We start from the raw sequence: 25,393 nt of genomic DNA on the forward strand, positions 1-25,393 counted from the left end.
GTAGGAACTCCTACAAAAATTTTGATTGGATCGCCCTGATTCGAAATCGCTTTTTTAACTTGTGGGTAAGGTTATGCAAAATTTTGGGTGGAGGGGCGGGTGGCGGGAAAAACTCGGGAGATTTTTCTCTATCAGAAAACTGTAATTTTCCAAGCAAAAAACTCGACTTTTGCTATGTCGGAACTCCTACAGAAAACTCTCCTTTGCTCCCGGAAAAGGATACGGACAAAACAAAGGATATCGTAAATTAAAATATTCTAATGTTGAATTGAGGGAGTTTGATGATCCTTTAAAAAGATGTACTTGTTTTGGATTAACCCTTCAATACAAGCGATTTTGAGTTCACCTCGGGCTGATCCTCCTTTCAAGAGATATACTTATTTTGGTAGGGCTTTGATATGGTGGAACGCTTTCAAGTTTCAATCAATGCTTGGAACGCAAAGAAAAAAAGGCCTGCCCCGAGTAGGACAAAGTCGTATGTCCTATCGAGGGGCAAGTTGCGGAAGAAACGGTTTACTTCTTCTTTTTCTTTTCTTCGGCTTTGGAAGCGAGAACGGATTTACCTTGTAACTCCAACTTTTTCTTTTCGGCCCAAGGAATCGCGACACTCAGTTGTTCCGCAAGAGCGAGGAGATTTTCGTTGATGTCGATCAGTTCATCGATGATCACGAAGTAGGAGACGCTGGATTTCAGTTTGCTGTCTCCTTTTTTGATCCGTTTCATCTGGCTTTTGTAGATGTTCTGTTTTGATTTTTCGAGATTTTTTGTCTTTTTCTCGGATCTCGCTTTTTCCAAAAGATCGGGAAACTTATCGGAATCCGCGAGGAGCTCCATCAGATTGGTAGCCGACTTTCTGAGTTCCTTGACTTCTTCCTTTTCATCCTTCGAAACTTCGTGGAAAGAATTGATTCCATTCGCGGAGGTTCTCAAAATATTCCAGATACTTTCCGTGATTCTATCCAAGTGATTGATCGAATCCGTAATCGGATGGATGGAAGCCAAATCTTCCTCTTCAAGGTGTTTATTTGCGATCGATAAAAAGCTGGAAAGCGAATTCTCTCTCATCTTCTTTAAGTCTTTGAGAAGTTTTTGAGTCTGTCTGAAATTCTTTTTTTTCCCGTTTACATAACCCGCACAAGCGTTGTTGAGTGCTTTTCTGGCAACACTCAGGCTCGCGAGCATGGAAGAGATCGTCCGAGAAAGGGCTCTTTCCGGATGTTTTCTGAGAGTGATCAGCTTTTCAAGATCCTCATCGTAAGTGTCCTGGCGTTTTTTATGAATTCTTCCAAAAAGAAAGATCAAAAGACCGGCGACGATTACAAGAACAAAGACCGAAGAAAATCCGAAGATGTAAAGAATGGAACCTATGATTCCCGCAGTCGTCGATGCGATGATCGCAGTAAAAAACCAACCGCCTACGACGGTAAGAACTCCGCTTACACGATTGACCGAATTCTCCTTGTTCCAAGCCCCGTCCGTTAAGGAAGTTCCCATCGCGACCATAAAGGTTACGAACGTCGTGGAAAGCGGAAGTTTGTAGAGAGTTCCGATCAGAATCAAAGCGCTTGAGATCTGGATGTTTACGGAAGCTCTGAGTAGGTCGAACGCTTCGGTCTCGTGAACTTTCACGATTTCTAATGTATTTCTGTTTTCAAAACGTTTTCCTATAAAGTTTCTTATTCTCGCGGGAAGAATCGCTTTGATCGGAAGATAGATTCCCAGAGCGATCTGAACAAAAACGCGAGCCACTAAACTTGTGTTAAACGTTTCTAAAGTTTCTCCCTGAGAACCTAAGGTGACTTCAGTCTGAGTGACGGATTGAGCCTTTTTCGAAAACCAGAGCGGAAAAAGCATCACACAAGCCGCGCCCAATAGGATAAAACTAGGAGTTCCCACGTTTCCCGCAAGACCGGTTGCGAGCGCGCTCGGATCGCCGCCTTGTTGAATCAAGGTCCAGGTAGAAAAACTCGCGAGAGGGACTCCGATAAAGTTTACCAAGTCGTTGCTCGCAAAAGCCATCGCGAGGGAACCGGTTCCTATTAAAACTAAGAATTTTAGAATATTCCATTCTAATAATACTAAGATTTGAAAAAGAATCGAAAATCCGAAAAAACAGATCAAAAGGATGTTCGTAAAATTTTCGTTTAAAAATTTACTCATCTCCGGAGTGATTAAGGCCGAACCTTTCATCGCCGTCAAAAGGGTGAAAAAGATTACGGTCGTAACCGAAAGACCTCCGAAAAGTCCTCCGAAGTATTTCATAGTTCTTTTGAGATCAAAGGAAAAGATAAATCGAAAGAAGAATTGCAAAATCATCCCGGAAAAAAATGCGACGATCACGCTCGTCACGATTCCGAAGATGATCTTCAAGGCGCTTTCCGAGTTGATGATCTGAAAGGCTCCGTTCAAAGTCCCCGTTTTCAAGAATGCGATGGCAAGAGCCGCGCCCAAAAGTTCAAAGACGAGGGAAACTGTAGTAGAAGTAGGAAGTCCGAGTGTGTTGTAAAGATCCAAGAGGACGATATCCGTCAACATCACCGCCAAGAATAAGAACATAAGATCTTGAAGCGCAAAACCGCCCGGATGAAAGATTCCCTTTCTTGCAACTTCCATCATGCCGGTGGAGGAAAGCGCGCCCAAAATAATCCCGATCCCCGCTACAACCAGAATGATTCTTTTGGACGAGGCCTTTGCACCGACGGCTGAGTTTGTGAAGTTTACGGCGTCGTTCGAAACCCCGACTAAAAGGTCGCCGACTCCGAGGATGGCCATGAGGATTACGATAATGAGGAAAAAGTCCATGAAACGCTTCCGTTTATAGTTTTGTAAAATCTACAGTTTTCGCATTAAATCTTGAATATCGAGTTCTTTTTTAGTCTTTTTGATAGGGGGAGTCGGACAACTGAAATTTTGTCCCCGACCCAATTGTGTTTATTACTTTTTTATGACAAAAGCAATCGGTTAATCCTCAAGGTCCCAAAAAAAATCCTTGTTGGTAAGTTCTTCTTCCTTTGGCTGAGACTCTGTAACGGAAAAGAAATGTTTATCCCCTAAGGAACCTAAGACGAGTTTGTATTGTTCTTTGAGTTCCAGGGTTTCTTTTTCCCAGTATTCGTTACCGACAAAGTGCGGAAAGGCGGTCGGAAAGGAAGGGTCGGTTTCAAACCGAGTGGAAATCCAAGCCGAGTAGTGGATAAATCGCATGGCTCTCAAAATTTCGATGAGATCAAACCAGCGTTCGTCAAAATCCCGGAATTCTCTATAACCGGAAACAAGATGTTCTCTTTCTTCGATTCCTTCTTGTCCTCGGGAGAGGAGCATCCAGAAATCCTGAACCGCAGGGCCGTTTAAGGAATCGTCGAAATCCACAAAGAACCAACCGTCCTTTCCGTTCAGAAGATTTCCCTTATGACAGTCTCCGTGAATTCTCAACATCGGAACCGAGACGATTTTTTCCTGGAAAAGATCCAAGATTCTCAGAGCGGTTTCCTCGTATTCTTTTCTACAACTCGAAGGAACCCAATCTCCTTGGATCAAAATTTCCAGAGGTGTCGTGCCGTATGTTTTTGAATCGAGAGTGATTCTATGTTTTAGGGTTTTCGATTGGCCTACGTTGTGGATTCTCCCCAAAAGCCTTCCGAGAATTCTGAAATGATCCGGACTCAGTTCGTCGGGGGATCTTCCTCCGACCCGAGGCCAGAAAGAATAAAAGATCTCATCCTGAAAGACGGCGAGGCTATTTCCATCCGGGAACAAAAGAGGGGCGCAAACTGGGATTTCTTCTTCTCTGAGATCCAAAAGGAATTGGTGTTCTTCCAGGATTTGTTCCCGAGTCCATCTTCCGGGTCTGTAGAATTTGGAAATGATATGAGTTCCGTCTTCCAGACGAAGATCAAAGACTCGGTTCTCCAGACTGTTGAGCGCCATACAATGACCGGAAGGTTCATATCCGGCCTTTTCCACCAGGGTAAGAATTTCGCCGGGGTTGAGTTGAAAAAAATCGGCCATTTCCTCTCCAGGATTCCCGTTTTCGATCTGCTTCCAAGACAAAAACTTCGGATTCTTTTCGGTTCTCCATTTCGTTTTAGAATGGATTTTTTCCGATCGAAACTTGTCTTAAGAACCGGAGAGTTTTGTATGTTGCCATTCTGGAATTTGGTTTTCAATAGAATTGGATTTTGCAAATTGATTCCCGAGAAGGAAAAATCATGAAGATATCAGTAGGAAATTTGCCCCAGGAACTTACCGAAGACGAGTTGAAAAAGATTTTTTCGGAGTTTGGAACGGTTCAGGAAGTAAATATTAAAAAAGACAAAACCACAGGTCGTTCTTTATCCTATGGGTCCGTTGAGATGGAAGACTCCGCGGGAGAAAAAGCAATCGCGGCGTTGAATAAAAAAGAAATCTCCGGCAAACAGATCGCCGTTGTAGATTCCGAAGAATTGAAGAAAGAATTCGAAAGAAAACAATCCCTCAAAGGACTTTCCGGTTCGGGCAAGGTTCACGGAAGCCAAGCAAAGGCAGGGGGATTTTCAGGAGCCGGAGTAAGAAGAACCGGAGGGAGAGGAAAATGAAATGGATTCGTTTGAGCGTTGTAGTTAGTTTTTTGGTTCTGTCGTTTGTCCCGACATTCGCGGAAGATCTGATCATCAAAGACATTCGTGTCGGAACCGGAAAGGAAGCCTTCTCCGGATCCAACGTTACGGTTCACTATGTGGGAACTCTCACAAACGGAAAAAAATTTGATAGTTCAAGAGATCGAAGAGCTCCGTTTACTTTCAATCTTGGCGCGGGGGAAGTTATCAAAGGATGGGACCGAGGCGTAAGAGGAATGAAAGAAGGCGGAATTCGCAAACTTACGATTCCTCCCGAGTTAGGATACGGATCCAGAGGAGCCGGCGCTTCCATTCCTCCCAATTCGACTCTCGTATTTGAAGTCGAATTACTAAAAGTGTACTGAAGATTCTATCGTTTTGAAACAGATTTTACCGGATTCTGACGTTAGATTCTGATCCGTTTCCGGTTCTAATCTTCATAGATTGGAGGAGCTTTTCCAAACTGTGAACGCTTAGAACCGGATGCCATACAACTTCTTTGAACTTTCCCCGGTTCCGGCCTGTATTTTAGAGCCGTCCTTTCAAATCAAAAAAGCCAATTCCGCTTTTTGTAAGGCCTCCGGTTTTTCCAAATCGGAATTGGAAGATCGTAAGAATTGGACTTCCGTCTGCGAGTTTAAGAATAGAATTCCGGATTTTTCCGTTCCTTCTCTCTGGCCCGATCTCAAACATTTGGAGAACAATCCAAATTATGAAATTCTAATTCTCACAAAAGACGGTTTTCAAAAAGATTTTTCTGTCACCTTTGCGTTCGATCTGGAAGAACTTCAAATTTTTGCGTATTTGGAACCTTCTTTTTCTTCTGCAAACGTTTCTTCACTCGGTCCGCATTCTTTCGAAACCGCTCCCTTTCCGGGTTTGGAAAAACCGACCGATTCCTGGGTCCAGCGGCAAAAACTGGAAGCGATCGGAACTCTTTCCGCGGGAGTCGCACACGAAATCAACAATCCTCTGATGGGTGTGATCAACTACGCCGAAATGGTCTTTAACGGAATCGAAAGCGGGAACCCGCTTCGAAAATACGCGGGTATCATTCTTCAAGAAAGCAATCGAATCTCGGAGATCGTTCGAGACATGCTTACGTTTACCCGTTTGGAAAAAGAGGAAGCCAAGATCCACGATCTGACTTCGATCTTCTGTTGCACCTTCGGTCTTTTGAAGAATGGTTTTCGAAAATCGGAAATTGAAACTGTGGTCCCCGATTTGGGAGTTCCGGTTTATGCGGTTTGTTCCGCAGGAAGACTCAGACAGGTTTATCTCAATCTACTTACCAACGCAAAAGACGCGATCGAAAGCAACTCGGACCCGGCAAAGGCAAGGATTCTTAGAGTTTCTTGGACAAAAATCCAAAAAGAAGGCAGAAAGTTTGTAAGGACTACCGTGGAAGATTCCGGGATCGGAATCTCTGAAGAAAACAGACATAAACTCTTTGATCCGTTCTACACGACAAAAGAAATCGGAAAAGGTACGGGTCTCGGACTTACCGTTTCTTATAACTTGGTTCGGGAGATGGGAGGGGAACTTTCCTTTCAATCCGAGAACGGTATAACTCGCTTTTACGTGGATCTTCCGGAATCTTTCTGAAAGATCCTTGACTTTACGATACACAGGCTTCATTCTTATAGACTCTCTTCCGACACGCTATGACAGTTTCCACGAGTTTCGAACAGAAAGGTTACGACCCCGAGGAACGATATTCGCTCTTGTTTCATTCCGCGATCGACGCGATCGTTTCCTTGGACAAGGATTTTCGGGTTTTTCTGATCAACCCGGCTGCGGAGAATATGTCCGGCTATTTGGCTTCGGAACTTCTCGGTAAAACGATCGAACACCAGTTTCCGCTTCGGATTCGAAATCGTTTTTACAGAATCTTAAAAAACGTAGCCAAACTTCCCGACAAAAAAAGAAAAAAACCTTTCGGTCCGATTCGACTCATTCGAAAAGACAAGTCGATTCTGATCTCGGAAGTTTCAGTATCAGTAACGGGGCCGGAGGATTCTTATCAATACCATATCATCATCCGCGATATATCAGAAAAACATAGAATTCTAATAGAGCTCAAAAGAGCAAACCAAACCCTCAAAAAAATGGATCGCGAAAAAGAGGAACTCCTGGAACGGCTCGAAGAAAAAGTAAGACAAAGATCCAGATTGCTCGCGGGATATTACAAATCCATGAAGGAGGAACTGAGTCTCGCCAAACGGCTGCAATCCGAAATTCTTTCGGATATCCCTTCGATCCCGGGAATCAAAGTGCATTCCGCCTATCTTCCGATGATGGAAGTGGGAGGCGATCTCTACGATCTTTTCGAAATCAAACCCGGAGTTTTGCGCGTTTTTCTCGCGGATGCGACCGGGCACGGGATTCAAGCCGCGCTTCTGACGATGACCCTCAAGGGAATCTTAGAATCGATCAAAAAAAAGGATCAGGATCCGGGAAAAATTCTCACCGAATTCAATCAAGAATACTGTAAGAATTTCGGAAATATAGGAATGTTCTTTTCCTGTTTTCTCGCCGACATCGATACAAACCAAAGGAAGATCGTGTATTCATCCGGGGGACATCCTCCCCAGTTTTTTCTCTCCGAGGATCTTGTGATGGGACTCGATCGAACCGGTTCTCTTTTAGGACTGGATCCGAACAACGGTTACGGAATATTCTCCTTGAGTTATCAGGAAGGGGATCGTCTTTTTTTACTCACCGACGGAATTTACGAGGAATTCAACTCCGATAAACAGCAGTTTGGCGAACTTGCGGTTCAAACTCTTCTCGCGAAAAAGTTCAAGGAACCGATGGAAGAAACGATTCCTTCGATTTTACAAGCTCTGATGGATCATCTCGGAAGACAAAAAATTCAAGACGACATCACGGCGATTCTGATTTCTTTAGAATCTCCATCCTGAATCAAAAATGATCTTTTCGATTTTAACGGTTTTGATACTATTCTTCTTTTTTATCCTCGTTCTGGAAAAAATAACACATTCAAAATCCCTAAAACAAATTCCGATTCGGATTCACGTAAACGGAACAAGAGGAAAGTCTTCCGTGACCCGTCTGATTCATTCCATCCTTGTGGAAGCGGGTTGGAACGTTTTTGCTAAAACCACGGGTTCCGCTCCGAGTCTTTTGTTTCCGGATCGAAACGAGAATCGAATCTTTCGAAATAAGGTTTCAGTTTCCGAACAGATTGAATTTTTAAACTTTGTAGCAAAAAACAAACCCCGCGCCGTTATCGTGGAATGTATGGCCGTTCAACCCCAGTATCAAAAGGATTCGGAATCGCTTCTGATCCAAGCGACTCATACCGTGATCACAAACATAAGACCGGATCACGGTGAATATACAAATTCGGAAGAGGAGATTCGAAACGGATTTTTACTGACGATCCCGAAAGATGGAACCCTTCTCTACGGAAAGTCTTTGAAAAACTTTGACTGGCAGACTCCCGCAAAACAAAAAAATACGATCGCAATTCTCGGAGTTCCGAAAACTTCCGAAGACTCCATTCAAAAAACTGCAAATTCGATGAGTTATCCGGAACATCTCGAAAACATCGAAATCGCAGTCGCCCTTTGTGAAAGTTTAGGAATCGAAGAGTCCTTGATTCTTCGTGGAATTTCCAAAACCGTTCCCGACCCGGGCGCTCTTGAGATCCGGGAATTTTTCTATGAAAATTTTGCGCAGATTTTTGTCTTTGCGTTTGCCGCCAACGATACGACCTCTTGGGAAAAAATTCTTCTTTCTATGAAAACAAAATATCCTTCTTATCGGGTGAACGTAGTCTTTAGTTCCAAAAGGGAAAGACCGTCGAGGACAAAGGAATTTGCGTCTTATCTTTCCAAAATCCCCGATTTGGAAACGATCTTTTTTTTCGGAAGCGGATATCGTCTTTTTACTTCCTCGTATAAAGGAACGTGTGAGACGGTTTTAAAAAAAATATCCGATAACAAACAATGGAATTTGAATATTCCTAATTCTGCAATCTGGATCGGCGCCGGAAACTTCGAGGGAGAAGGGAGGGTTTGGCTGCTGAATCAAATGCGGTCTTTGAACAAAATGCGGATGGAAGAATGGAAATTTTGATCCTTTCGATCGGAATCGGAATTTTCCTAGGATTTTTTCTTTGGGAGAAAACCGGACTTTATCCGGGAGGATGGGTGGTTCCCGGTTATTTGGCGCTTTCCCTTTTACAACCCTGGAACCTATTTTTTATTTTGTTGAGTTGTCTGCTCACTCTCGGCGTTTATAAAGTTGTTGAAACTTCCTTTTTGTCCTTTGGACAAAGAAAAGTCGTTTTTTTTCTTTTGCTCTCGATTCTGATTTCCTTGAGTCTTCAGGAAATGGAAAAACTTTTTTTCCAATCCATAATGAATTTTGAATATAGATGGATCGGTCATATTATCCCCGGTCTACTCGCCATTTCCGCCGAAAAACAGGGATTCTTCCGCACGATCTCCGCGACGGTAATTTGTTCCTCTTTGGTGAGACTTTTGCTGATTCTTTTATTGGGAGATTCGATTTCACGATGAAGGTTTGGGTTTTACAAAATCGTTCTTCTATTCTTATCCTTTCACTGAGTTTGTTTTCGTTTTTTTGCTGGGGAATCGTCGAGTTTTTTCCGGACGTAAAACCGACTGCCGAATTCGAGATCAAACAAAGAGCGAGTCAAAGGGCGTTTCGCTGTTTTCAAAAAATCGCGGAGATTCGAGAAAAAAGGGGTTTGAAACTCGATCCCGTTTTGGATCCGAGTCGAAGCGGTTTGATCGGGGTTGAACTTTCCTCGGTTACGAGTTCTTCCGGCAAATTGACTTCGAAACAGGCGTCGATCCATCCCGATTTTGCGATTTGGTTTGTGGATCGTTTCTTAGAAGCCGGTTTAAAAAAAGACGACGTGATCGCCGTCGGAATTTCAGGATCTTTTCCCGCTCTGAATATCGCTTTGTATACGGCCGCGGATACGATGGGAATCAAAATAAACACGATCGGAAGCGTGTCCTCCTCTCAATACGGAGCAAACCTTCCCGATCTTTTATGGCCTGATATGGAGAATTTTCTATTTCAAGAGGGTATAATATTCCAAAAAACGAATGTATTTTCAACCGGAGGGATAGACGACCAAGGGATCGGCATCGGCGAAATCGGCGTAAAACAAATCCGTGATTCGATCCGAAAAAACGGATATCCGTATTTGTCGGTCTCCTCGTTTGAAGATTCCCTTTTGAAAAGAATTGATATCTATGAAAATTCGAAGGTATCGCTTTACGTCAACGTAGGGGGTGGGACCGTTTCCACCGGGACCAGTCTGGGAAAAAAGAAAATACCGAGGGGCCTTGTAAAGACGCTCGAAGAATTTTCCGAGTTACCCGATTCGATTCTAAAATACTATCTCGAAAAAAAAATTCCGGTCCTTCACGTAATCGGAATCGAATCCATCTCCGAAGAATCCGGTATGCGGTATAAAAAAGGACAAATTCCAAAACCCGGAACTTCCGATCTTCTTTATACAAAAACAAAAAACCGTTGGCTTTCCGGACTTCTCTTTTTGCTGATCTGTTTTTTGATCTGGAAATTTTCTCCTTGGATTTCGTTAGGAAAGGAAGAAGGGGATACGATCCATCTTTGACGGATTATGTTTTAGAAAAAAACCAGGAAATCGTTTCGTCGCGTTTTAAGTCCGGGAGTAAGATCGTTTCGTAATGATTTTTATCGGGAAGAGTGAGAAACACGGCGTCTTTCCAAAACTTTTGAAAGATAAGAATCGCGGAATCCGGGAGAAGTTCGTCTCCTTTTTTAAAATTCGGTTTTCCAGCGCGAACTATCAGCGCCGGCGCTGAAATTTGAGAATAGGGAAGGACTCGATTCTTCCTTAAAATTCGAATGCTGTCGATCGGATTTTTTAAGAAGTTGATCAGAATTTTTCCCGGATTTCTCGCGCCTCCCATCTGAATCAATTCGGAATCGATGACTTGTTCCGGAATATTACATCGGTAGGAAGGATTTTTTCCTTCGCCGATCGGAGTTAATTCGTATATTAGGAAATTTGCAACATCTTCGTTCCAGGAACTTAAGATAGGCGATCGTTTTGCAAGATCTAAGTATTCCTCCTTGGATGAAAACGTTTTTCCGAGTCTTTGTAAGGATTCCTGAATCATGAGAAGATTGGAAAGCTTTCTTTGGATGGAAAGTTGTCCGCCTCCGTCGATCAAACAGAGTTTGCCCGTTCTTTGCGGATATTTTTTTGCAAACGCCAGAGAGATCCAACAGCCTAATGAATGTGCGAGCAAATTTGCTTTTTCAATTTTTAGAAAATCGAGGATCTTTAAAAGATCGTCGGCGTGCAGCGCGTGAGAGTAAGTTATTTCCGGCTTAGAGGATTGTCCTCTTCCGCGAAGGTCGTATGTGATCACCGTAAGACCTTGTTTGACGAGATCTCTTGCGAGTGGAGCGAAGTTTTTGAGATTTCCCGTAAGACCGTGAATGCAGAGTACGGGCGCGGGAGAATTTTTTGAAAGAGGAAAGGGGCCGTAGACTTCCGCCGCGATAACTTGAGAATCTCCGATCGGAATTTGTAACGGTTTTGAAATAAACTTTGGATTCGACGCGTTGGACCGATTCTTCATTCGTCCGATATTTTTGCCCCAAAGCGTTCCATCAAGCTTCTTAATTCGGATTCTATTCCCGAACGAAACGCGAGATGGGTAAATGCGATCTTTTCTTTGAGTTTGATCGCTTCGTAAAAACCGGTTTCCGATTTTCGAATCGTATACCAGATCTTGGATTCTCCAAAACCCGCAAAACGGATCGTAAGTTTTTGATCTTCGAGATAAAAACTTACGATGGAGCCGAGTTCTTTTCCGTTTAATGCTTTCTGCATTTTTTTGAGAAAGAGTTCGGGAGAATCTTCTGTCAAACGGATCGTTTTCATTCTATCTTCGTCCTTAAGAAACATAGAGCATGTAAATCCCTTGGAGAAGACCTACGATTGCGCCCAAAACGGAGCCGATTAAAATCAAAACGTATTCGTCTTCTTGAAAGGCGGAACGTAAGATGGGTTCGAACTCTTCCGGAGGAAGGTCTTTCATTCTTTTGAACATATTGTTCTCGATCGACATCGCTCTTCCCATATAAGTTTCGAGTTTATTGGAACTGTTTGCCAGAGAATCGGAAACTCTCGAAATCACTTCTTTTTTTGAGGTTTCAAACTCGGAATTTTCGTTACTGGTCTCGTTGTCCAAGGTTCCGTTTAAGTGCAGACGTTCGGCGGCGGTTTCGGTCTCAGCTTGGATCGTTTCCACAAGAGAGCGGGCCGCGCGTTTGTATAAGATTTCTTCGAGGACGTTTCTTGCGGTCAACACTTGGGTCGCAAATACGTTGGAATACTTTTTGGAAACGTCTTCTTGGCGTTTGAGAAAAAGTCCCTGATAACGGATGGGACCGATTTTTTTTTCATATAAGGGACGAAAGATCATCGTCAATGCGACCCAGTTTGTGATATAGCCGACTACGACACCTTGGATCGGAAGGGTCCACCAATACGGGAAAAGATTCCACGCGAGGGCTTGTAAGATTCCCATTGCGCCGCCGAGATACCAACCGCAGTGTTCGATAAACTTAAACTCCTTAGCTCCCACTTCTTGAAAGATGTCCACGATTCGTTTTACGTTCGGGCCGGTCAGTTTGCGAAGAACAAGGGACTTGAAGTTGAAAACGCTCGAAACGTTTTCCTTTACCTGTATCATAATATTCTTAACCGTATGTTCGTTTTTTTTCCGAACACCGGAGATGATTTTAGCTTCCTCTTCGCCTTCCAATCGGGAACGAAGGGAAGGGTTGATATGATGAATGATTTCTCGAGTGGCTTCCGGAATGAGTCGGTCCAAAACCGGTTGAAATTCTTTTTCCAATTGATCTGGATCCACCTTGGAAAAAAAATCCTCCACCTTGATCAATCGTTCGGTCATGATGTTCACGGATTTGAGCGCTAACTTTTGGGACTTCCTCGGAACGATTCCCTGCCATCCTAAATACGGGGGAATTCCCACAAATTCCAAGGGATAGAAGGTCATCTTTAAGGCGACGACGTTTGTAAACCAACCGACGAACCCGTAGGTAACAGGCATCATTAAGATTCCGAGTAACTCTTTGTTCTGTTCGAAAAATTCCATAAAATTTCCTGTAGCAAACGCTATACTTTTCAACTTCTTGCAACTTCGGGGGTCGAATCAGGGAGAGCAAACCCTTTTTTTCTAACAAGTAGAATAAAATAAGGAAAAAAGAAGCTAGTTTTGAGCTCCCACCCGTTCAATCGGAGCAGAATCTTTGAGATGATTTTAGCCTTGCAACCGATGTCTCATTTGAATTTTCAATTGCAGGATTATAGAAAGGGAGTCACTGTAAGGATTCCGTTCTCATGAGTCCAAATCGACAAATCAATGCAACCTTGAATCCTAAGGGGGAATTTCCCATCCAATGGAATCTGCTTCTTCGCAAAAACGGGGAAATTCTGAGCGCGGATTCCAATCTGATCGAAAGTCTAGGTTATCCGAATTTGGAAACTCTCACGGCTTCTAAACTGATCCGGGATTGGAGTTCATTTCAGAGTCGGAATTTTCCCTGGAGGGGAAGTTTGATTTTTTTGGATTCAAAAGAACGGGAAATTTCTCTGGAAGGCTCCATAGAATTGTTAAACGAAGACTTCTATCTTTTTCGTATCTTTCATTTCCAATTCGAAAAAAAAATCGAGGACTTGTTCTTTCAAATTTTTCATAAGAATCTTGCGATCAAACTCATCATAGACGTTGAAACGGGAAGTATCATAAACGTAAGCGAATCCGCCCTCGAGTTTTACGGATACTCCCGAGAGGAATTTCTAAAACTGAGAATCAGCGATCTCAATATTCTAAATCCGGAACAGATCAAAACTGAAATGTTACTCGCAAGTTCCGAAAACAGACTCCACTTCAATTTTATTCATCGACTGAAATCCGGAATCCATCGAGACGTTGAGGTTTTTTCCGGACCCATTTCCTTAAACAATAAAACCTATCTTTATTCTATCATTCACGACGTTACCGAAAGAAACCGCGCCTTGGAAGCAAGGGCCGTCAGCGAAAAAAAATATAGAAATCTGATAGAACTCGCGGCGGATGGAATCGTTTTGATCGGACCCGAAGGGATCATCGAAGAAGCCAATCCGATGTCTTCGGAACTTACCGGTTATTCCAAAGAGCGGATGCTTGGGATGACCGCATTCGATATGATCGATTCGGACAATCTTTTAAAACTCCCCCTCAATCTCGACTTGGAGGAGGGAACGACGCTCATTCGGGAAAGGGTGATCCGTCGCGCGGACGGAACTAAGATTCCGGTAGAGATCAACGCGGTCCGTCTGGAAAACGGACGTCTTCTTGCCGTCATTCGAGACATCCGGGAAAGAAAACTGATTCAAGAAAGAATGGAGAATTCTTTAAAAGAAAAAGAACTGATGTTGCAAGAGATTCATCATCGTGTAAAAAACAATCTTCAGATCGTTTCGAGTCTTTTGAGTCTTCATTCCGAATTTAACGAGGATTCCTATTTACAAAAGGTTTTGCGGGAATGCGAGCTGCGGGTTAAGTCGATGGCTCTCGTTCACGAAGAACTCTATCGTTCGGACGATCTTGCGAAAGTGGATCTCAAGAGTTATTATTTTTCCCTTTCTTCCAATCTGCTTTCGATTTACGGTCAATCCGAGAAGATTCGAATTCACGATCTGGAGGATTCTTTTTTTATGTCCATCGACCGTGCGATTCCGATCGGTTTGATTCTCAACGAACTCCTTACCAATTCCTTAAAATACGCGTTTGAGGATCAAAAGAACGGAGAGATTTTTTTGGAATTAAAAAAAACTAACGAACAGGTGGAGTTGGGATATAGAGACACCGGAATCGGTTTCGATATGGATCAGGCGCAAAACTTGCAGAACGGACTCGGTCTAAAATTGATCGATATGCTTTCTCAACAACTGCACGCGAAACTTTCTTTCAAGACCGAAAAAGGTTTTTTTCTTCGGATGCTTTTTGACGGTTGGAAGGAATGAAATTTGGTTGTAATGATGGATAGGCTGTGGAACCTGCTTGCATTATTTAAACTGGGAATTACACTCGCATTTCGGGAAATATTATGCAACATACAAAAGAAGAAATTCTAAAACAGATTTATCTATTTTCCAATTTTACGGAAGACGAATTGAGTTCGATTGCGGAGAAGACGGAATATAAAGTATACGAACAAGGCGACGCCGTCTTTCACGAAGGCAACGAAGCCAAGGCGTTTTTTGTGGTCATCTACGGCACGTTAAAGGTGCTAACCTCTACGGAAAAAGGAGACGACGTAAACGTAACGACCATAGCGACTGGAGATCATTTCGGAGAACTTCCGTTTTTAGATCCGGGAAAACGATCAGCTTCGGTGGAAGCGATGGAAAGATCGGAACTTTTAAGAATTCCATACGATCATCTCAACGATATATTCGCGAAGGACGCAAAGGCGTCTTTAAAATTCTATCAATCAATCTCTCATTTTTTGGCGAAACGTTTGAGAATGCTCACTCACGATTTGACTTACGCGAGAGAACTGAGAAAACGATTTACGATCTGATTATTAAACGGACTGGATTCGAAAATCGGATCCAGTCCGTTTTTCGGGTAAGATAAGGACAATAAGAATGAAATTTTCCGCGCGTCTTTTCACCCGCTCAACGATAGTCTTCCTTGTTTTAATCTCGCTTACGCTGTCGTTTTACTCCTGTTCGGCGGCCCTTGTTTCTTCCGCTCTTTATTACGAACGTTTTCAGTCGGGCTTAGAAAAAAAAGAAATTCAAGTTGGCTCTTACAGATGGACTTATCTCGAAGGCGGCAAAGGGGAGACGATCCTTTTGATCCACGGATTCGGCGGAGATAAGGACAACTGGACTCGTTTTGTAAGAACTCTTACGGGATCGTATCACGTCGTCCTTCCGGATCTTCCCGGTTTTGGAGAGAATGACCGAAAGCCCGAAGACGAATATTCGATTCTCACTCAGGTTGCTCGTTTGGATGAATTTGCAAAAGCCTTAGGCTTGAGTAAATTCCATATCATCGGCAATTCGATGGGAGGTTCGATCTCTGGAGTTTACACGGCTACGTTTCCGGATAAAATTCTAACGCTTGGACTTTTTGATTCCGCAGGAGTAAAGTCTCCGATTCCAAGTGAGTTTTCGGTTCATCTTTCCAAAGGAAAAAATCCTCTCGTTGCGAACAATAATGAAGAATTCGATTATTTGATGAACTTTATCTTTGTAAAACCGCCGACAATTCCTTCCTTTTTAAAGGGATATTTTTCGGACAAGTCGATTCGAAATCGGGAATTTAACGAAAAGATCTACAAAGAAATCCGTTCCCAGCCGTCCGTATTGGAAGAGAGAATGAAATTGATTCAGACAAGAACGTTAATCGTTTGGGGGGATACGGATCGGGTCATTCATATCAGTTCTTCGGACGTTTTGTTAAAAGGGATTCGAAATTCGACTCGAGTGATCCTAAAAGATTGCGGTCATAGCCCGATGCTGGAAAGACCGGGCGAGACCGCCGAGATTTACTCAAAATTTTTAAAAGGAGAAACGGATTTATCTTCAGGATTGAAATAAATGCGAGATCGTAGATTCAATATCTTGAATTTGAATCGGCTTTGCGATATAGGCGTCCATACCAGCGTCGATACATTTTTCCTTGTCTCCTTCCATCGCGTTCGCAGTCATCGCGACGATCACCGGATTCGGATTTGTGAAATCTTTTCTGATATGATAGGTTGTTTCAAATCCGTCCATCTCTGGCATTTGGATGTCCATAAAAATCAATTGATAGAATTGGTTTTTGAGACTTGATAAGGCCTCGACGCCGTTATTCGCAGTGTCGACTGAATAACCGAGTTTACTCAAAAGTCGGATCGCGATTTTTTGATTGATCACGTTGTCTTCGACCAAAAGAATTTTGAGAGGAATTCTTTCGGAGAGAGTTTTTTCTTTTTCGCTCGTTTGTTCTTCTTTCGAAGTTCGAGTGGGGAACGCCTTTTCAAAATTTCTGCTCAGTTCGTCCAAAAGAATCGGTTTAAACATCATGAATATTTTAAAACCGGGTCGATTGAAAAGGCCCTGTGTCACATGATGATAAGAACTTTGTAGTCCGTTTTCCATAAAAAGGATGATCGTAAGTTTAATATTCGGCGTTCGATTTTTGAGTTCGTCCAAAATTTCCGGAAGATTCATATCCGAAAGATTTAGATCCGTGAGAAAAATTCCGATTCTTTCCTCTTCGGAGATGATCCGGATCGTTTCTTTCGCGTTTCGGGCGAGTTTAACCAAAAAGCCGTTTCTTTCGCAGAATTTTTTGATCTGTTCTTTGAACGCGTAGTCCTGAATCGAAACTACCGCGATTTTAGCCAGGTTTTTGGAATGTAATTCTAAAACTCCGACCGGAATTTTATAGTCCAGTCTTTCGCTGATGATGGAAAGGGTGAACTCCGAACCTCGTCCGACCTCGCTTCTTACGATGATCTCTCCTTTCATCAACTCCGCCAACTTTTTGCTGATTGTCAGTCCGAGACCCGAACCTCCGTATCTTCTCGTAGTGGAAGAATCTACTTGGCTGAAAGCTTTGAATAAAAGTTCTAATTTTTCTTCCGGAATCCCGATTCCGGTATCTTGTAGTCGAAAGACGATTCTTAGTTTATCGTTCGGAAATTTCTCTGAGTCCACAAAAAGAACGATTTTTCCTTTTTCGGTAAACTTAATCGAGTTTCCTAAAAGATTCATAAGAATCTGTCTCAAACGATAAGGATCGGAAATGATCCAGTTTGGAACCGAGGATGAAATTTTGCATTCAACGATTAGGCCCTTTTCCTCCGCCATGGGACGGAAAAGATTACAAACTTCTTCGCTCAGTTTTTGCGGAGAAACGGGTTGCATCTCGAGTTTGAGTTGTCCGGATTCTATACGGGAAAGATCCAAGATGTCGTTTAATAAAATTAATAAATTTTGCCCGCTGGACTTGATGATGTCCAGATATTCTTTTTGTTCCAGGTTTAACGAGGTGCCTTCCAAAAGACTTACGGTTCCGATCACGCCGTTGAGCGGGGTTCTGATTTCGTGACTCATCATCGCCAGAAAATCCGACTTCGCTTTGGACGCCGCCTCCGCGGTTTCTTTGGCGCGCTTTAGAGAATCCTCATATACTTTTCTTTCGGTGATTTCGTGCCAAACGGCCAGAAAAACGTTTTTCTGATACATCTTCATCGGGGTCAGAGTGATTTCGGTCGGGAATTCCTCTCCGTTACAACGTCTGTAGTTTCTTTCAAACGTATAAACTCCCCTTCTGCGGGCGATAGTTTCGGTTTCGTCTCCGCGTATTCCGTCGGATTGTTTTTCGGCTGCAAAATAAGAAGGATGTTTACCCAAGATCTGATTTTTATCTTCGCACCGAAGCATGTTTAAGGTCGCCGGATTACATTCGAAAATTCCGGAATCGTCATACAGTACGTGGGGTTCGCTCGAATGTTCGAAAAGAAGTTTGAATTTTTCTTCCGCCAACTTTTTTTCAGTGATGTCTACTGAAAACGCGCTCACTCCCATAATGTCGTTTGCCGAATTTTTAATCGGATTAAAAAAGGTTTCAGTAAATACGATTCCGTTTTGGCGAGATCTGGAACCTGCGATTTGAAAACGTTCTCCAGAAAAAGCTCGTTGGTAATAGCCTTTCCATCTTTGAATCTCTTCCTCCGGAATTCCCGCTTCAAAGATGTTAGTACCCGTGGAAATCTCAAGATTAAATGTTTTTTTCATTTCCCGATAAAAAGAGGAATTGAATATAAGAATTTCGTAATTTTTGTTGATCGACCAGATCATTGCGTCTGAATTTTCGACTACGGCGTTTAGATTTGCTTCGTGTTCCGCGATTTTGACAGATTGTTCTATCAGGGAATTTCGTGAGTTGACTTTGTCCGTAATATCCTTGATCTGAACGAGAACTACTTTATGAAGTCTGGAGGTCAAAATCCGGAACGAGGCGCTTCCCCAAAATTTTTTCCGATCAAACGTTTTGAATTCCGCTTCCCAAGTGTAAGGTTCTCCCTCGAAAACTTTCTTTCTCATCGACTGAAAATCCAAAAGAGAAAATCCGTCGACGAGAAGTGACGTAAAAGGAATTCCTATAAAATCGGAAGCGGATTCCGCTCCAAAGGATTGAATCGCGGTCTGATTGTTTTCGATCACACAATCCGTTTCCGGATTCAAAAGAAAGATCGCGTTAGCCGACCTTTGGAAGATCATCGATCTGAGTTCTGTGTCCTGAGAGAAAATACTCGATTCTTCGATCCAAGAGTTTTTGGAAAAAAGGATCAGTTTGTGTCTATTTTCCACAGAAAAAATCTGAAGGGATACGTAGAATATCTTTCCTTCCTTTGTGCGATACTGCAGTTCCTTGGCGATTTTGGAATTCTCATTTGTTCGCGCTTCTTCCCAAAAGGAAATCCACTCCTGAGGTTGAACCCAGGCCCAATCCGCCGGCTTTGCGGCTTTTTCTAGATTCGCCGAAAATTCCTCCCACTCGGGATTAAAATGCCAGGTAACCGTTTCTCCCAAGGAATTGAGAAGTAAAAAGTTTGATTCCGATCCGAAATGAGTCATTTGCGTTCTATAATTAAAGATAAAAGAGTAGTATAATTGAATGAATTGGATCACTAAACAAGCAAAATAAAAGCAAAAATACCGAGTATACTTTGATTCTACACAATTCAAAAAACATTGTGGAAAAAGGACATCCGGAAACGTTCTCTTAATTTTTTAGGATTGTTTCGAATTTTTTATATTTGAAAACAAGAATTCCTTTTTTCATTTTGGGGTGAATTTCATTCTGTTTGATAATATGAGAAAGGATCTCTGTCTCGGTTTGATTGACTTCCCTCAGTCTCCTTGGTATTGACTTAAAAACATGGAACCCATCCCCATCACAGAAGAACGTTACGGACTCCTTTTCGATCTTTCTAGGGACGGGCTCGCCGTCCATTCCGAAGGCAAAATTCTCCGAGCCAATCCGGCTCTCCTCAAGATGTTGGGGTATGATTCGTTAGACGAAATCATAGGGAAACCGGTTCTCCAGTTTGTGCACCAGAGATCACAAGGTGTTGTGAAAGAACGGATTCATAAAATGAGCAAAGAGGGTTCCGGCGTCGGAATTCTGGAAGAAGAATTTATTCGAAAAGACGGCTCTACTCTTTTTGTGGAAGTGCTCGCCACTGCTTTTTTTGAAAGCGGACGTCAGTATGTTCAAGTGATTATTCGAGATATCAATACTAGAAAACGAGTGGAATTGGAACTTGAAAGGTTACGTTCCAAACTTCAGGTTACGAGGGATCGTCTCCTCGGTGTGATCGAAGGTACGAAGGATTCGATCTGCGCGGTGGATATCAACTTTCGGGTGATCGCTTTTAATTCTTCCTTTGAACTCAACTTCTGGAAACTCTACGGTAAAAAAATCGAAGAAGGGAATTTGTTACCCGACTTAATTTTCGATCCTTTGGAAAGGAGCGTGGTCATCGAAAACTGGAGCCGGGCTTTGCGAGGAGAAGTTTATACGACGGAAAGGACGATGAGAGGTTTTGTCCAAGACGTCGCGATTTTAGAAATCAGTTATAGCTCGATTCGAGACGCTTCACATAATCTGATCGGAGCGACTCAGATCATCCGAGACATCACAGAAAGAAAACGAGGGGAGGAAAAACTCAAAAAAACCCTGGAAGAAAAAGAAGTGATGTTGAAGGAGATTCATCATCGTGTAAAAAACAATCTTCAAGTGGTGGCGAGTCTTTTGGGGCTCCAGGCTGAACATTCGGATAACGAAAAAATTTCTCAGATTCTCCGCGAATGCGAACGCAGAATCCAATCGATGGCCTTGATTCATAAGGAACTCTATCAGTCCGAGAATATTACAAAAATTGATTTTTATGATTATCTAAATACTCTCCTTGTAAGTCTTCTTCATTCTTTTGGAAAGGAAAAGAAGGTGGAATTTAGAATTTCTTCCAAGCCGAATTTTGTTTCTATCGAAACCGCGATTCCTCTCGGTTTGATCGTAAACGAACTCGTCACAAATTCTTTGAAATACGCGTTTCAAAACGGAAGTCAGGGAATGATCTCCGTAAAACTCAGAACCGACGGCGGGGAATCCTTTTTGGAAGTCAGCGACAACGGAATCGGTATGCCCGAAAATTTTGATCTTTCCAAATCGGAATCTCTGGGCTTAAGACTTGTCGAAATTCTTTCCAGACAACTTCGAGGTAAATCTTTGTTTTTGCCGCCCGTAGACGGAAAGGGAACTCGGTTTCAGGTTCAATTTAAAGTTTAAAAACACTTGTCCTCTTACGTTCTCATAAGGACTCTGCAACTGTCCCATGAATTTAATTTCCGTAGATAAGATCTCGAAAGAGATCGGTGAAAAAGTCCTTTTTAATCAAATCAGTTTTGGTATCAACGAAGGAGAAAAGATCGGAATTTTAGGAATCAACGGTTCCGGTAAATCGACTCTTCTCAAAATGCTCGCGGGTCTGGACGTTCCCGATTCGGGGCAGATTCTCAAAAATAAAATTCTTCAGATCGCGGTCCTTTCGCAGTCGCCCGTTTACGATCCGGAACATACGATCTTAGAGCATATCTTTTCCAGCAAAAGTCCGATCCTTGGAACGATTCGAACCTACGAAGACCTTTGTGAAAAACTCGGATCGGGAGATCCCGAGATTGAAAGAGAATACGAAAAAATCATGCAGGAGATGGATCGTCTCGGCGCTTGGGAACTCGAAGCCTGGTTTCGTTCCCTCCTAAAAGAATTGGATCTTCCCGATCTTTCTTTGAAGATGAATTCTCTTTCCGGCGGGATGCTCAAAAAAGTCGCCCTGGTTCAAACTCTGATCGAAGAATCTAATCTTCTTGTCCTCGACGAACCGACCAACCACTTGGACGTGGATACGATCGTATGGCTCCAGGATTATCTGACCGAAACCAAAAAGGCCGTTTTACTCGTAACCCACGATCGTTATTTTTTGGAAGAGGTGACGGATCGAATCATCGAACTTGAGAACGGAAATTTATTTTCTTTTCCCGGAAACTTCGGATTCTATCTCGAAAAAAAAGCCGAAGCCGAAATCATAAAAGAAAAAACCGAACATAAGGAAAAACGATTTCTCAAAAAAGAATTGGAGTGGTTGCGAAGACAACCTAAAGCGAGAGGAACCAAACAAAAAGGTAGAACCGATCGCGCCCTCGAAGTGATGAATCGGAAAAAAACCGGAAAAGAAATCGTTTTGGATTTTTCGGTCTCGGGTAGAAGGCTTGGTAAAAAAATTCTTGAATTGAAGAATCTGACGAAGTCCTACAAGTCCCCCCTGATCGGAGGTTTTTCTTATACGTTTAAGAATGGAGAAAGAATCGGAGTCGTCGGTCCTAACGGAGCCGGCAAATCCACCTTGCTCAACTTGATTACGGGAAGAGAAACTCCCGATTCCGGAGACGTGAGCGTCGGGATGAATACGAGTTTCGGTTATTTCGATCAAGTCTCCCGAGAACTTTCAGGGGACATGCGGGTTATTGAATATATCAAAAAAGAATGCGGAGTCTCCGTAAAGATGAGCGACGGTTCGATCCTCAGCGCGGCCGACATGCTGGAACTTTTTCTTTTTGACGGGAGGCTTCAGGCGAACTTCATCCGAAATCTTTCGGGTGGAGAAAAAAGAAGACTTTATCTTGTTTCGATTCTGATGTCCAACCCGAACTTTCTCATTCTCGACGAACCTACAAACGACTTAGACATACGAACTCTTTCGGTTTTGGAAGAATTTCTTTCGGAATACGGAGGTTGTATCCTGGTCGTTTCCCACGATCGGTATTTTATGGATCGAACCGTGGATTATCTTTTTGTCTTCCAGGGAAACGGAGTGATCGAAAAATTCCCAGGCAACTATTCCGAATATTTAGAATATAAGAATTATCTAAATAAGCAGAAGGATAAAAAAGTCCCGGAAATCGCAATCAAGGAAGCCGAACCCGAAAAACAAAAGGTCTCCAAAAAAGGACTCAACTTTCAACAGAAAAAAGAATTGGACTCCTTGGAAGAGGAGATCGCGGTTCTGGAAAAAGAGGAGCAGGGTTTGACGAAAATTCTTCAATCCGGAACCGGAAAACCCGAAGATCTCGTAACTTCCGGAAATCGTCTCACGGAAATTCATTCGATTCTTCCCGCAAAACTCGAACGTTGGGAAGAATTACAAAACTTACTCTAAAAAGACGAAGTCAAAAAAAGATCTGAGGCGGACGGGTTATTGACAAACCCCGTTGAATTCATACGCGCCGATCGAATAGCCGAACGAACCCAATGGAACGGGAAAGGCCGGAGTGACGTTTGTGGTACGGGCGTTTCCGTTTTTGTCGTTTTGATACAAAGTCAAATAAGGCGCATAGAGCGGGTCCAAACCTCCGTAAACGGACGCGCACGCGGAAGGAGAAGCTCCTCCGCCCAACTGAAAGTAATTCAAAATTCCGGTTGCGGGTAAGAAGAATGGGTTTCCGCTGAAGTTCTGCGCGTTTACTCCTGCCGCGATATCGGTAGTGCAGGCCGCATTTCTGAGAGGGCCGGGATTTCCTAAACAAGTAAGACCGAAATTAAAGGCCGGGGTTTTTCCCAGGATCGAACAGTTGAACAGATTGTTTCCTTTGACTTCCGCACTCGCACCCGGAAGAGGAGTAAAGTTCAGACAAATCGAATTGGTTGCGCTCGGATTGGCAAAGATCTGATTGTTTGCGATTTTATGTTCTACGCCCAATCCGAGAGAATCGATCCCGAAAGAATCTACGGTTCCGATTCCGCCGAAAATGGTATTGTGAATGATATGAACGTTTGTCGCGTTTACATTGAGGGTTCGAATTCCCGAAGTATTTGCGGGCATTACGGCGGGGGTTCCGGTCAGATGATAGGAATTGATCACGTTATTCGCGATCGCCAAAGATTGTGCGGCCGTAAGGTTTCTCGCAAAGATTGCAGTCGAGAAGTCGCCGGCGGTTGCTCCTACGTGCGAATTTCCGTTGATCCAGTTTGCAAAAATCACTCCGACGCTGTTGTTTATATGGATACCCGCGGACCCGCTGTTTCCGGATCCTCCGAGAATGTAGTTATAGGAGATATTGAGATTGGGAGAAATTCCGTAAGACGCGATAGCGGAACGAACGGTTCCCACCGCATAAGCGCTGCCGGAATCGGTTCCTTGAATCACGTTGCCCGCGATAATCGCTTGATTCACTCCCGTATTGACGCCGTTTAGAAAAACACCCGTCGACCAAGGGTTGTTCGGATTGGATCGAATCGTAAATTGGTTGATTAAGATATTCGCCGTCAAATTCGCGAGAGGAGCTCCGATAAAGATCGGGGTACAGGTATTTCCTTCGACCGCTCCGCAATTGCCAAAAGGAGAAATGTCCTGGATCGTCGAAGGAAACGAATTTACGTTTCTTTGGGTGAACGTGGAATTAAAAGCGCCTAAAAGATTTACACCGTCTCTAAGTTCGATCCTTTCCGTTGCGTTATCCGAAATCGAATAGGTTCCACCGGCTACCAAAACAAAACAAGGCACCGCGGCACAAGTGGTGATCGCGTACCGAATCGAAGAACAGGCGTTCGCCACCGTATCACACAAACCCGCCGGTAATCCGGATGGGATCACGTATTTTACTTCGTTGGTGACGGTATATGTAAAGAGCAACGGAGTTCCGTTGTTGTAAGCCTTTCCCGTTCCCGGATCGGTACAACCGGTCAGACGAACATACAATCCGGTTCCCGCCGGCCAAGCTCCACCGGAGTTGACACGAACCTGATTGGAAGCGGGAAACGTCAAGTTGGACGGAGCCTGTAAAAATTTGAGATTTCCGGCCGGAGTATTGACCCCGTCGAGCACACAACCCGTTACGTTTTTGGAAAAGGTAAGATTGATCGCGTCTGCGGTCTTAAGAACCGTTTGACTTACGGGGACCGCGTTTGTAACGCTCAAACAGTTTATGTTGAGAATCACCGGGGCATTGGCGATGACACCGGTGGCAGAAGCCGGTGTTTCGAATTGGCAAACATGATCTTGGGGACGGGAAAGGATTTGAATGGAGTAACCTGACTGATCCGGGATTTCAGCGGAGAATGCGTAAGTGCCGTCCGAAGTGATCGAGAGCGAATCCACAGAACCGCTACGAACTTGGAGACTTCCGGTGACCGAAGAGGAAATTCCAAACACTTGCAAAGATACGGGATACTTTTTTGCGGCACAGACAACTTCCACAAATGCAAAAAAGGGTTCTAAAATTCCGTTTGGGTTTGTGATCGAGCATTGGATTGCCGGACCGGGGCTCGCATCCGGTTGAGTCAGGACTGAAACTTTATAAGCCGAGTATTTAGCCTTTTGGTTTGGGAACTTTGTTTCTCCGTTTGTGGCGATGGATAAGGTTTCATCCGAATCATTTTGTAAAACTAGGGTTCCCGCTGTGAGGCCCGAAACCTTAACTTTCAGATCGATCGGAGTTTGAGAAACGGAAATAAAATTTGCTAAAATGGAAGTGTCCGCTAAAGAACTTCCGTTTGGTTTTGGAATACAATTTTGAGTTAGGAAGATCAGAACAGTCAGGAGGAACCATCCAAGTTTGGGGAGAATCTGTTCTATTATTTTGTACACAAAATTCC

The 25,393-nt window shown here is 43.3% G+C and carries 19 protein-coding genes and 1 pseudogene; 13 read left to right on the forward strand and 7 right to left on the reverse strand.

Features of this window, described 5'->3' with window-relative positions; all coding sequences use genetic code 11:
* Window positions 1-251 (forward strand): annotated as a pseudogene (locus tag JWG44_RS15650) (hypothetical protein); the annotation flags it as partial.
* A gap of 262 nt (window positions 252-513) precedes the next feature.
* Here JWG44_RS15650 and JWG44_RS15655 read toward each other — a convergent pair.
* The gene (locus tag JWG44_RS15655; RefSeq protein WP_205275948.1) at window positions 514-2,802 is read right to left on the reverse strand and encodes an inorganic phosphate transporter; all 2,289 of its coding nucleotides are present in this window, start codon (window positions 2,800-2,802) and stop codon (window positions 514-516) included.
* Between the two features lie 159 nt (window positions 2,803-2,961).
* The gene (locus tag JWG44_RS15660) at window positions 2,962-4,008 is read right to left on the reverse strand and encodes a serine/threonine protein kinase (RefSeq protein WP_205275949.1); all 1,047 of its coding nucleotides are present in this window, start codon (window positions 4,006-4,008) and stop codon (window positions 2,962-2,964) included.
* Window positions 4,009-4,178: 170 nt separating this feature from the next.
* Here JWG44_RS15660 and JWG44_RS15665 point away from each other — a divergent pair, with 170 nt between their 5' ends.
* From JWG44_RS15665 to pgsW, 7 genes are all read left to right on the forward strand, one after another.
* A complete protein-coding gene (locus tag JWG44_RS15665) occupies window positions 4,179-4,574 on the forward strand; it encodes an RNA recognition motif domain-containing protein (RefSeq protein WP_205275950.1) in 396 nt (131 codons plus the stop codon).
* Complete coding sequence (locus tag JWG44_RS15670) at window positions 4,571-4,960, forward strand: FKBP-type peptidyl-prolyl cis-trans isomerase (protein ID WP_205275951.1); 390 nt, start codon at window positions 4,571-4,573, stop codon at window positions 4,958-4,960. Before JWG44_RS15665 ends, JWG44_RS15670 begins: the two co-directional genes overlap by 4 nt.
* Before the next feature lie 118 nt (window positions 4,961-5,078).
* Entirely contained in the window at window positions 5,079-6,200 is a 1,122-nt protein-coding gene (locus JWG44_RS15675; RefSeq protein WP_205275952.1) for a sensor histidine kinase, read from the forward strand.
* A gap of 59 nt (window positions 6,201-6,259) precedes the next feature.
* Window positions 6,260-7,519 carry a SpoIIE family protein phosphatase gene (locus JWG44_RS15680; RefSeq protein WP_205275953.1) on the forward strand — a complete coding sequence of 420 codons (1,260 nt, stop codon included), beginning with the start codon at window positions 6,260-6,262 and terminating at the stop codon, window positions 7,517-7,519.
* Window positions 7,520-7,526: 7 nt separating this feature from the next.
* Window positions 7,527-8,699 carry a poly-gamma-glutamate synthase PgsB gene (gene pgsB, locus JWG44_RS15685; RefSeq protein ID WP_205275954.1) on the forward strand — a complete coding sequence of 391 codons (1,173 nt, stop codon included), beginning with the start codon at window positions 7,527-7,529 and terminating at the stop codon, window positions 8,697-8,699.
* Window positions 8,687-9,145 carry a poly-gamma-glutamate biosynthesis protein PgsC gene (pgsC, locus tag JWG44_RS15690; protein WP_205275955.1) on the forward strand — a complete coding sequence of 153 codons (459 nt, stop codon included), beginning with the start codon at window positions 8,687-8,689 and terminating at the stop codon, window positions 9,143-9,145. The genes pgsB and pgsC overlap by 13 nt, the downstream gene beginning before the upstream one ends.
* Window positions 9,142-10,239, forward strand: coding sequence for a poly-gamma-glutamate system protein (gene pgsW, locus JWG44_RS15695; RefSeq protein ID WP_205275956.1), 1,098 nt, complete (start codon window positions 9,142-9,144; stop codon window positions 10,237-10,239). Before pgsC ends, pgsW begins: the two co-directional genes overlap by 4 nt.
* A gap of 4 nt (window positions 10,240-10,243) precedes the next feature.
* Here pgsW and JWG44_RS15700 read toward each other — a convergent pair whose 3' ends face one another.
* Genes JWG44_RS15700 through JWG44_RS15710 form a run of 3 tightly spaced genes read right to left on the reverse strand, consistent with a single transcriptional unit; the run spans window position 10,244 to window position 12,781 of the window.
* Complete coding sequence (locus tag JWG44_RS15700) at window positions 10,244-11,236, reverse strand: alpha/beta hydrolase (protein WP_205275957.1); 993 nt, start codon at window positions 11,234-11,236, stop codon at window positions 10,244-10,246.
* Complete coding sequence (locus JWG44_RS15705; RefSeq protein WP_232371684.1) at window positions 11,233-11,565, reverse strand: hypothetical protein; 333 nt, start codon at window positions 11,563-11,565, stop codon at window positions 11,233-11,235. The genes JWG44_RS15700 and JWG44_RS15705 overlap by 4 nt, the downstream gene beginning before the upstream one ends.
* Window positions 11,555-12,781 (reverse strand): DUF445 domain-containing protein, encoded by a 1,227-nt coding sequence (locus JWG44_RS15710; protein ID WP_205275958.1) that lies wholly within the window; start codon window positions 12,779-12,781, stop codon window positions 11,555-11,557. Before JWG44_RS15710 ends, JWG44_RS15705 begins: the two co-directional genes overlap by 11 nt.
* A 245-nt stretch (window positions 12,782-13,026) precedes the next feature.
* Between JWG44_RS15710 and JWG44_RS15715 the strand changes: the two genes are divergently transcribed.
* From JWG44_RS15715 to JWG44_RS15725, 3 genes are all read left to right on the forward strand, one after another.
* Window positions 13,027-14,694, forward strand: a complete 1,668-nt coding sequence (locus tag JWG44_RS15715; protein WP_205275959.1) for a sensor histidine kinase — start codon at window positions 13,027-13,029, stop codon at window positions 14,692-14,694.
* A gap of 83 nt (window positions 14,695-14,777) precedes the next feature.
* Entirely contained in the window at window positions 14,778-15,254 is a 477-nt protein-coding gene (locus JWG44_RS15720) for a cyclic nucleotide-binding domain-containing protein (protein ID WP_205275960.1), read from the forward strand.
* Window positions 15,255-15,321: 67 nt separating this feature from the next.
* Window positions 15,322-16,281, forward strand: coding sequence for an alpha/beta fold hydrolase (locus JWG44_RS15725; RefSeq protein WP_205275961.1), 960 nt, complete (start codon window positions 15,322-15,324; stop codon window positions 16,279-16,281).
* On the opposite strand, the gene JWG44_RS15730 is transcribed toward JWG44_RS15725, so the two are convergent.
* Window positions 16,267-19,314 (reverse strand): response regulator, encoded by a 3,048-nt coding sequence (locus JWG44_RS15730; protein ID WP_205275962.1) that lies wholly within the window; start codon window positions 19,312-19,314, stop codon window positions 16,267-16,269. The two genes, JWG44_RS15725 and JWG44_RS15730, sit on opposite strands and share 15 nt — an antisense overlap.
* Window positions 19,315-19,618: 304 nt before the next feature.
* Here JWG44_RS15730 and JWG44_RS15735 point away from each other — a divergent pair, with 304 nt between their 5' ends.
* A complete protein-coding gene (locus tag JWG44_RS15735) occupies window positions 19,619-21,031 on the forward strand; it encodes a sensor histidine kinase (RefSeq protein WP_205275963.1) in 1,413 nt (470 codons plus the stop codon).
* 46 nt (window positions 21,032-21,077) lie between these two features.
* Window positions 21,078-22,958, forward strand: a complete 1,881-nt coding sequence (locus JWG44_RS15740) for an ABC-F family ATP-binding cassette domain-containing protein (RefSeq protein WP_205275964.1) — start codon at window positions 21,078-21,080, stop codon at window positions 22,956-22,958.
* Between the two features lie 36 nt (window positions 22,959-22,994).
* Here the strand turns inward: JWG44_RS15740 and JWG44_RS15745 are convergent, their stop codons facing one another.
* Window positions 22,995-25,385, reverse strand: coding sequence for a hypothetical protein (locus JWG44_RS15745; RefSeq protein ID WP_205275965.1), 2,391 nt, complete (start codon window positions 25,383-25,385; stop codon window positions 22,995-22,997).
* Between the last annotated feature and the right edge of the window lie 8 nt (window positions 25,386-25,393).

This window comes from Leptospira ainazelensis (genome assembly GCF_016918785.1).
GTDB lineage: Bacteria > Spirochaetota > Leptospiria > Leptospirales > Leptospiraceae > Leptospira > Leptospira ainazelensis.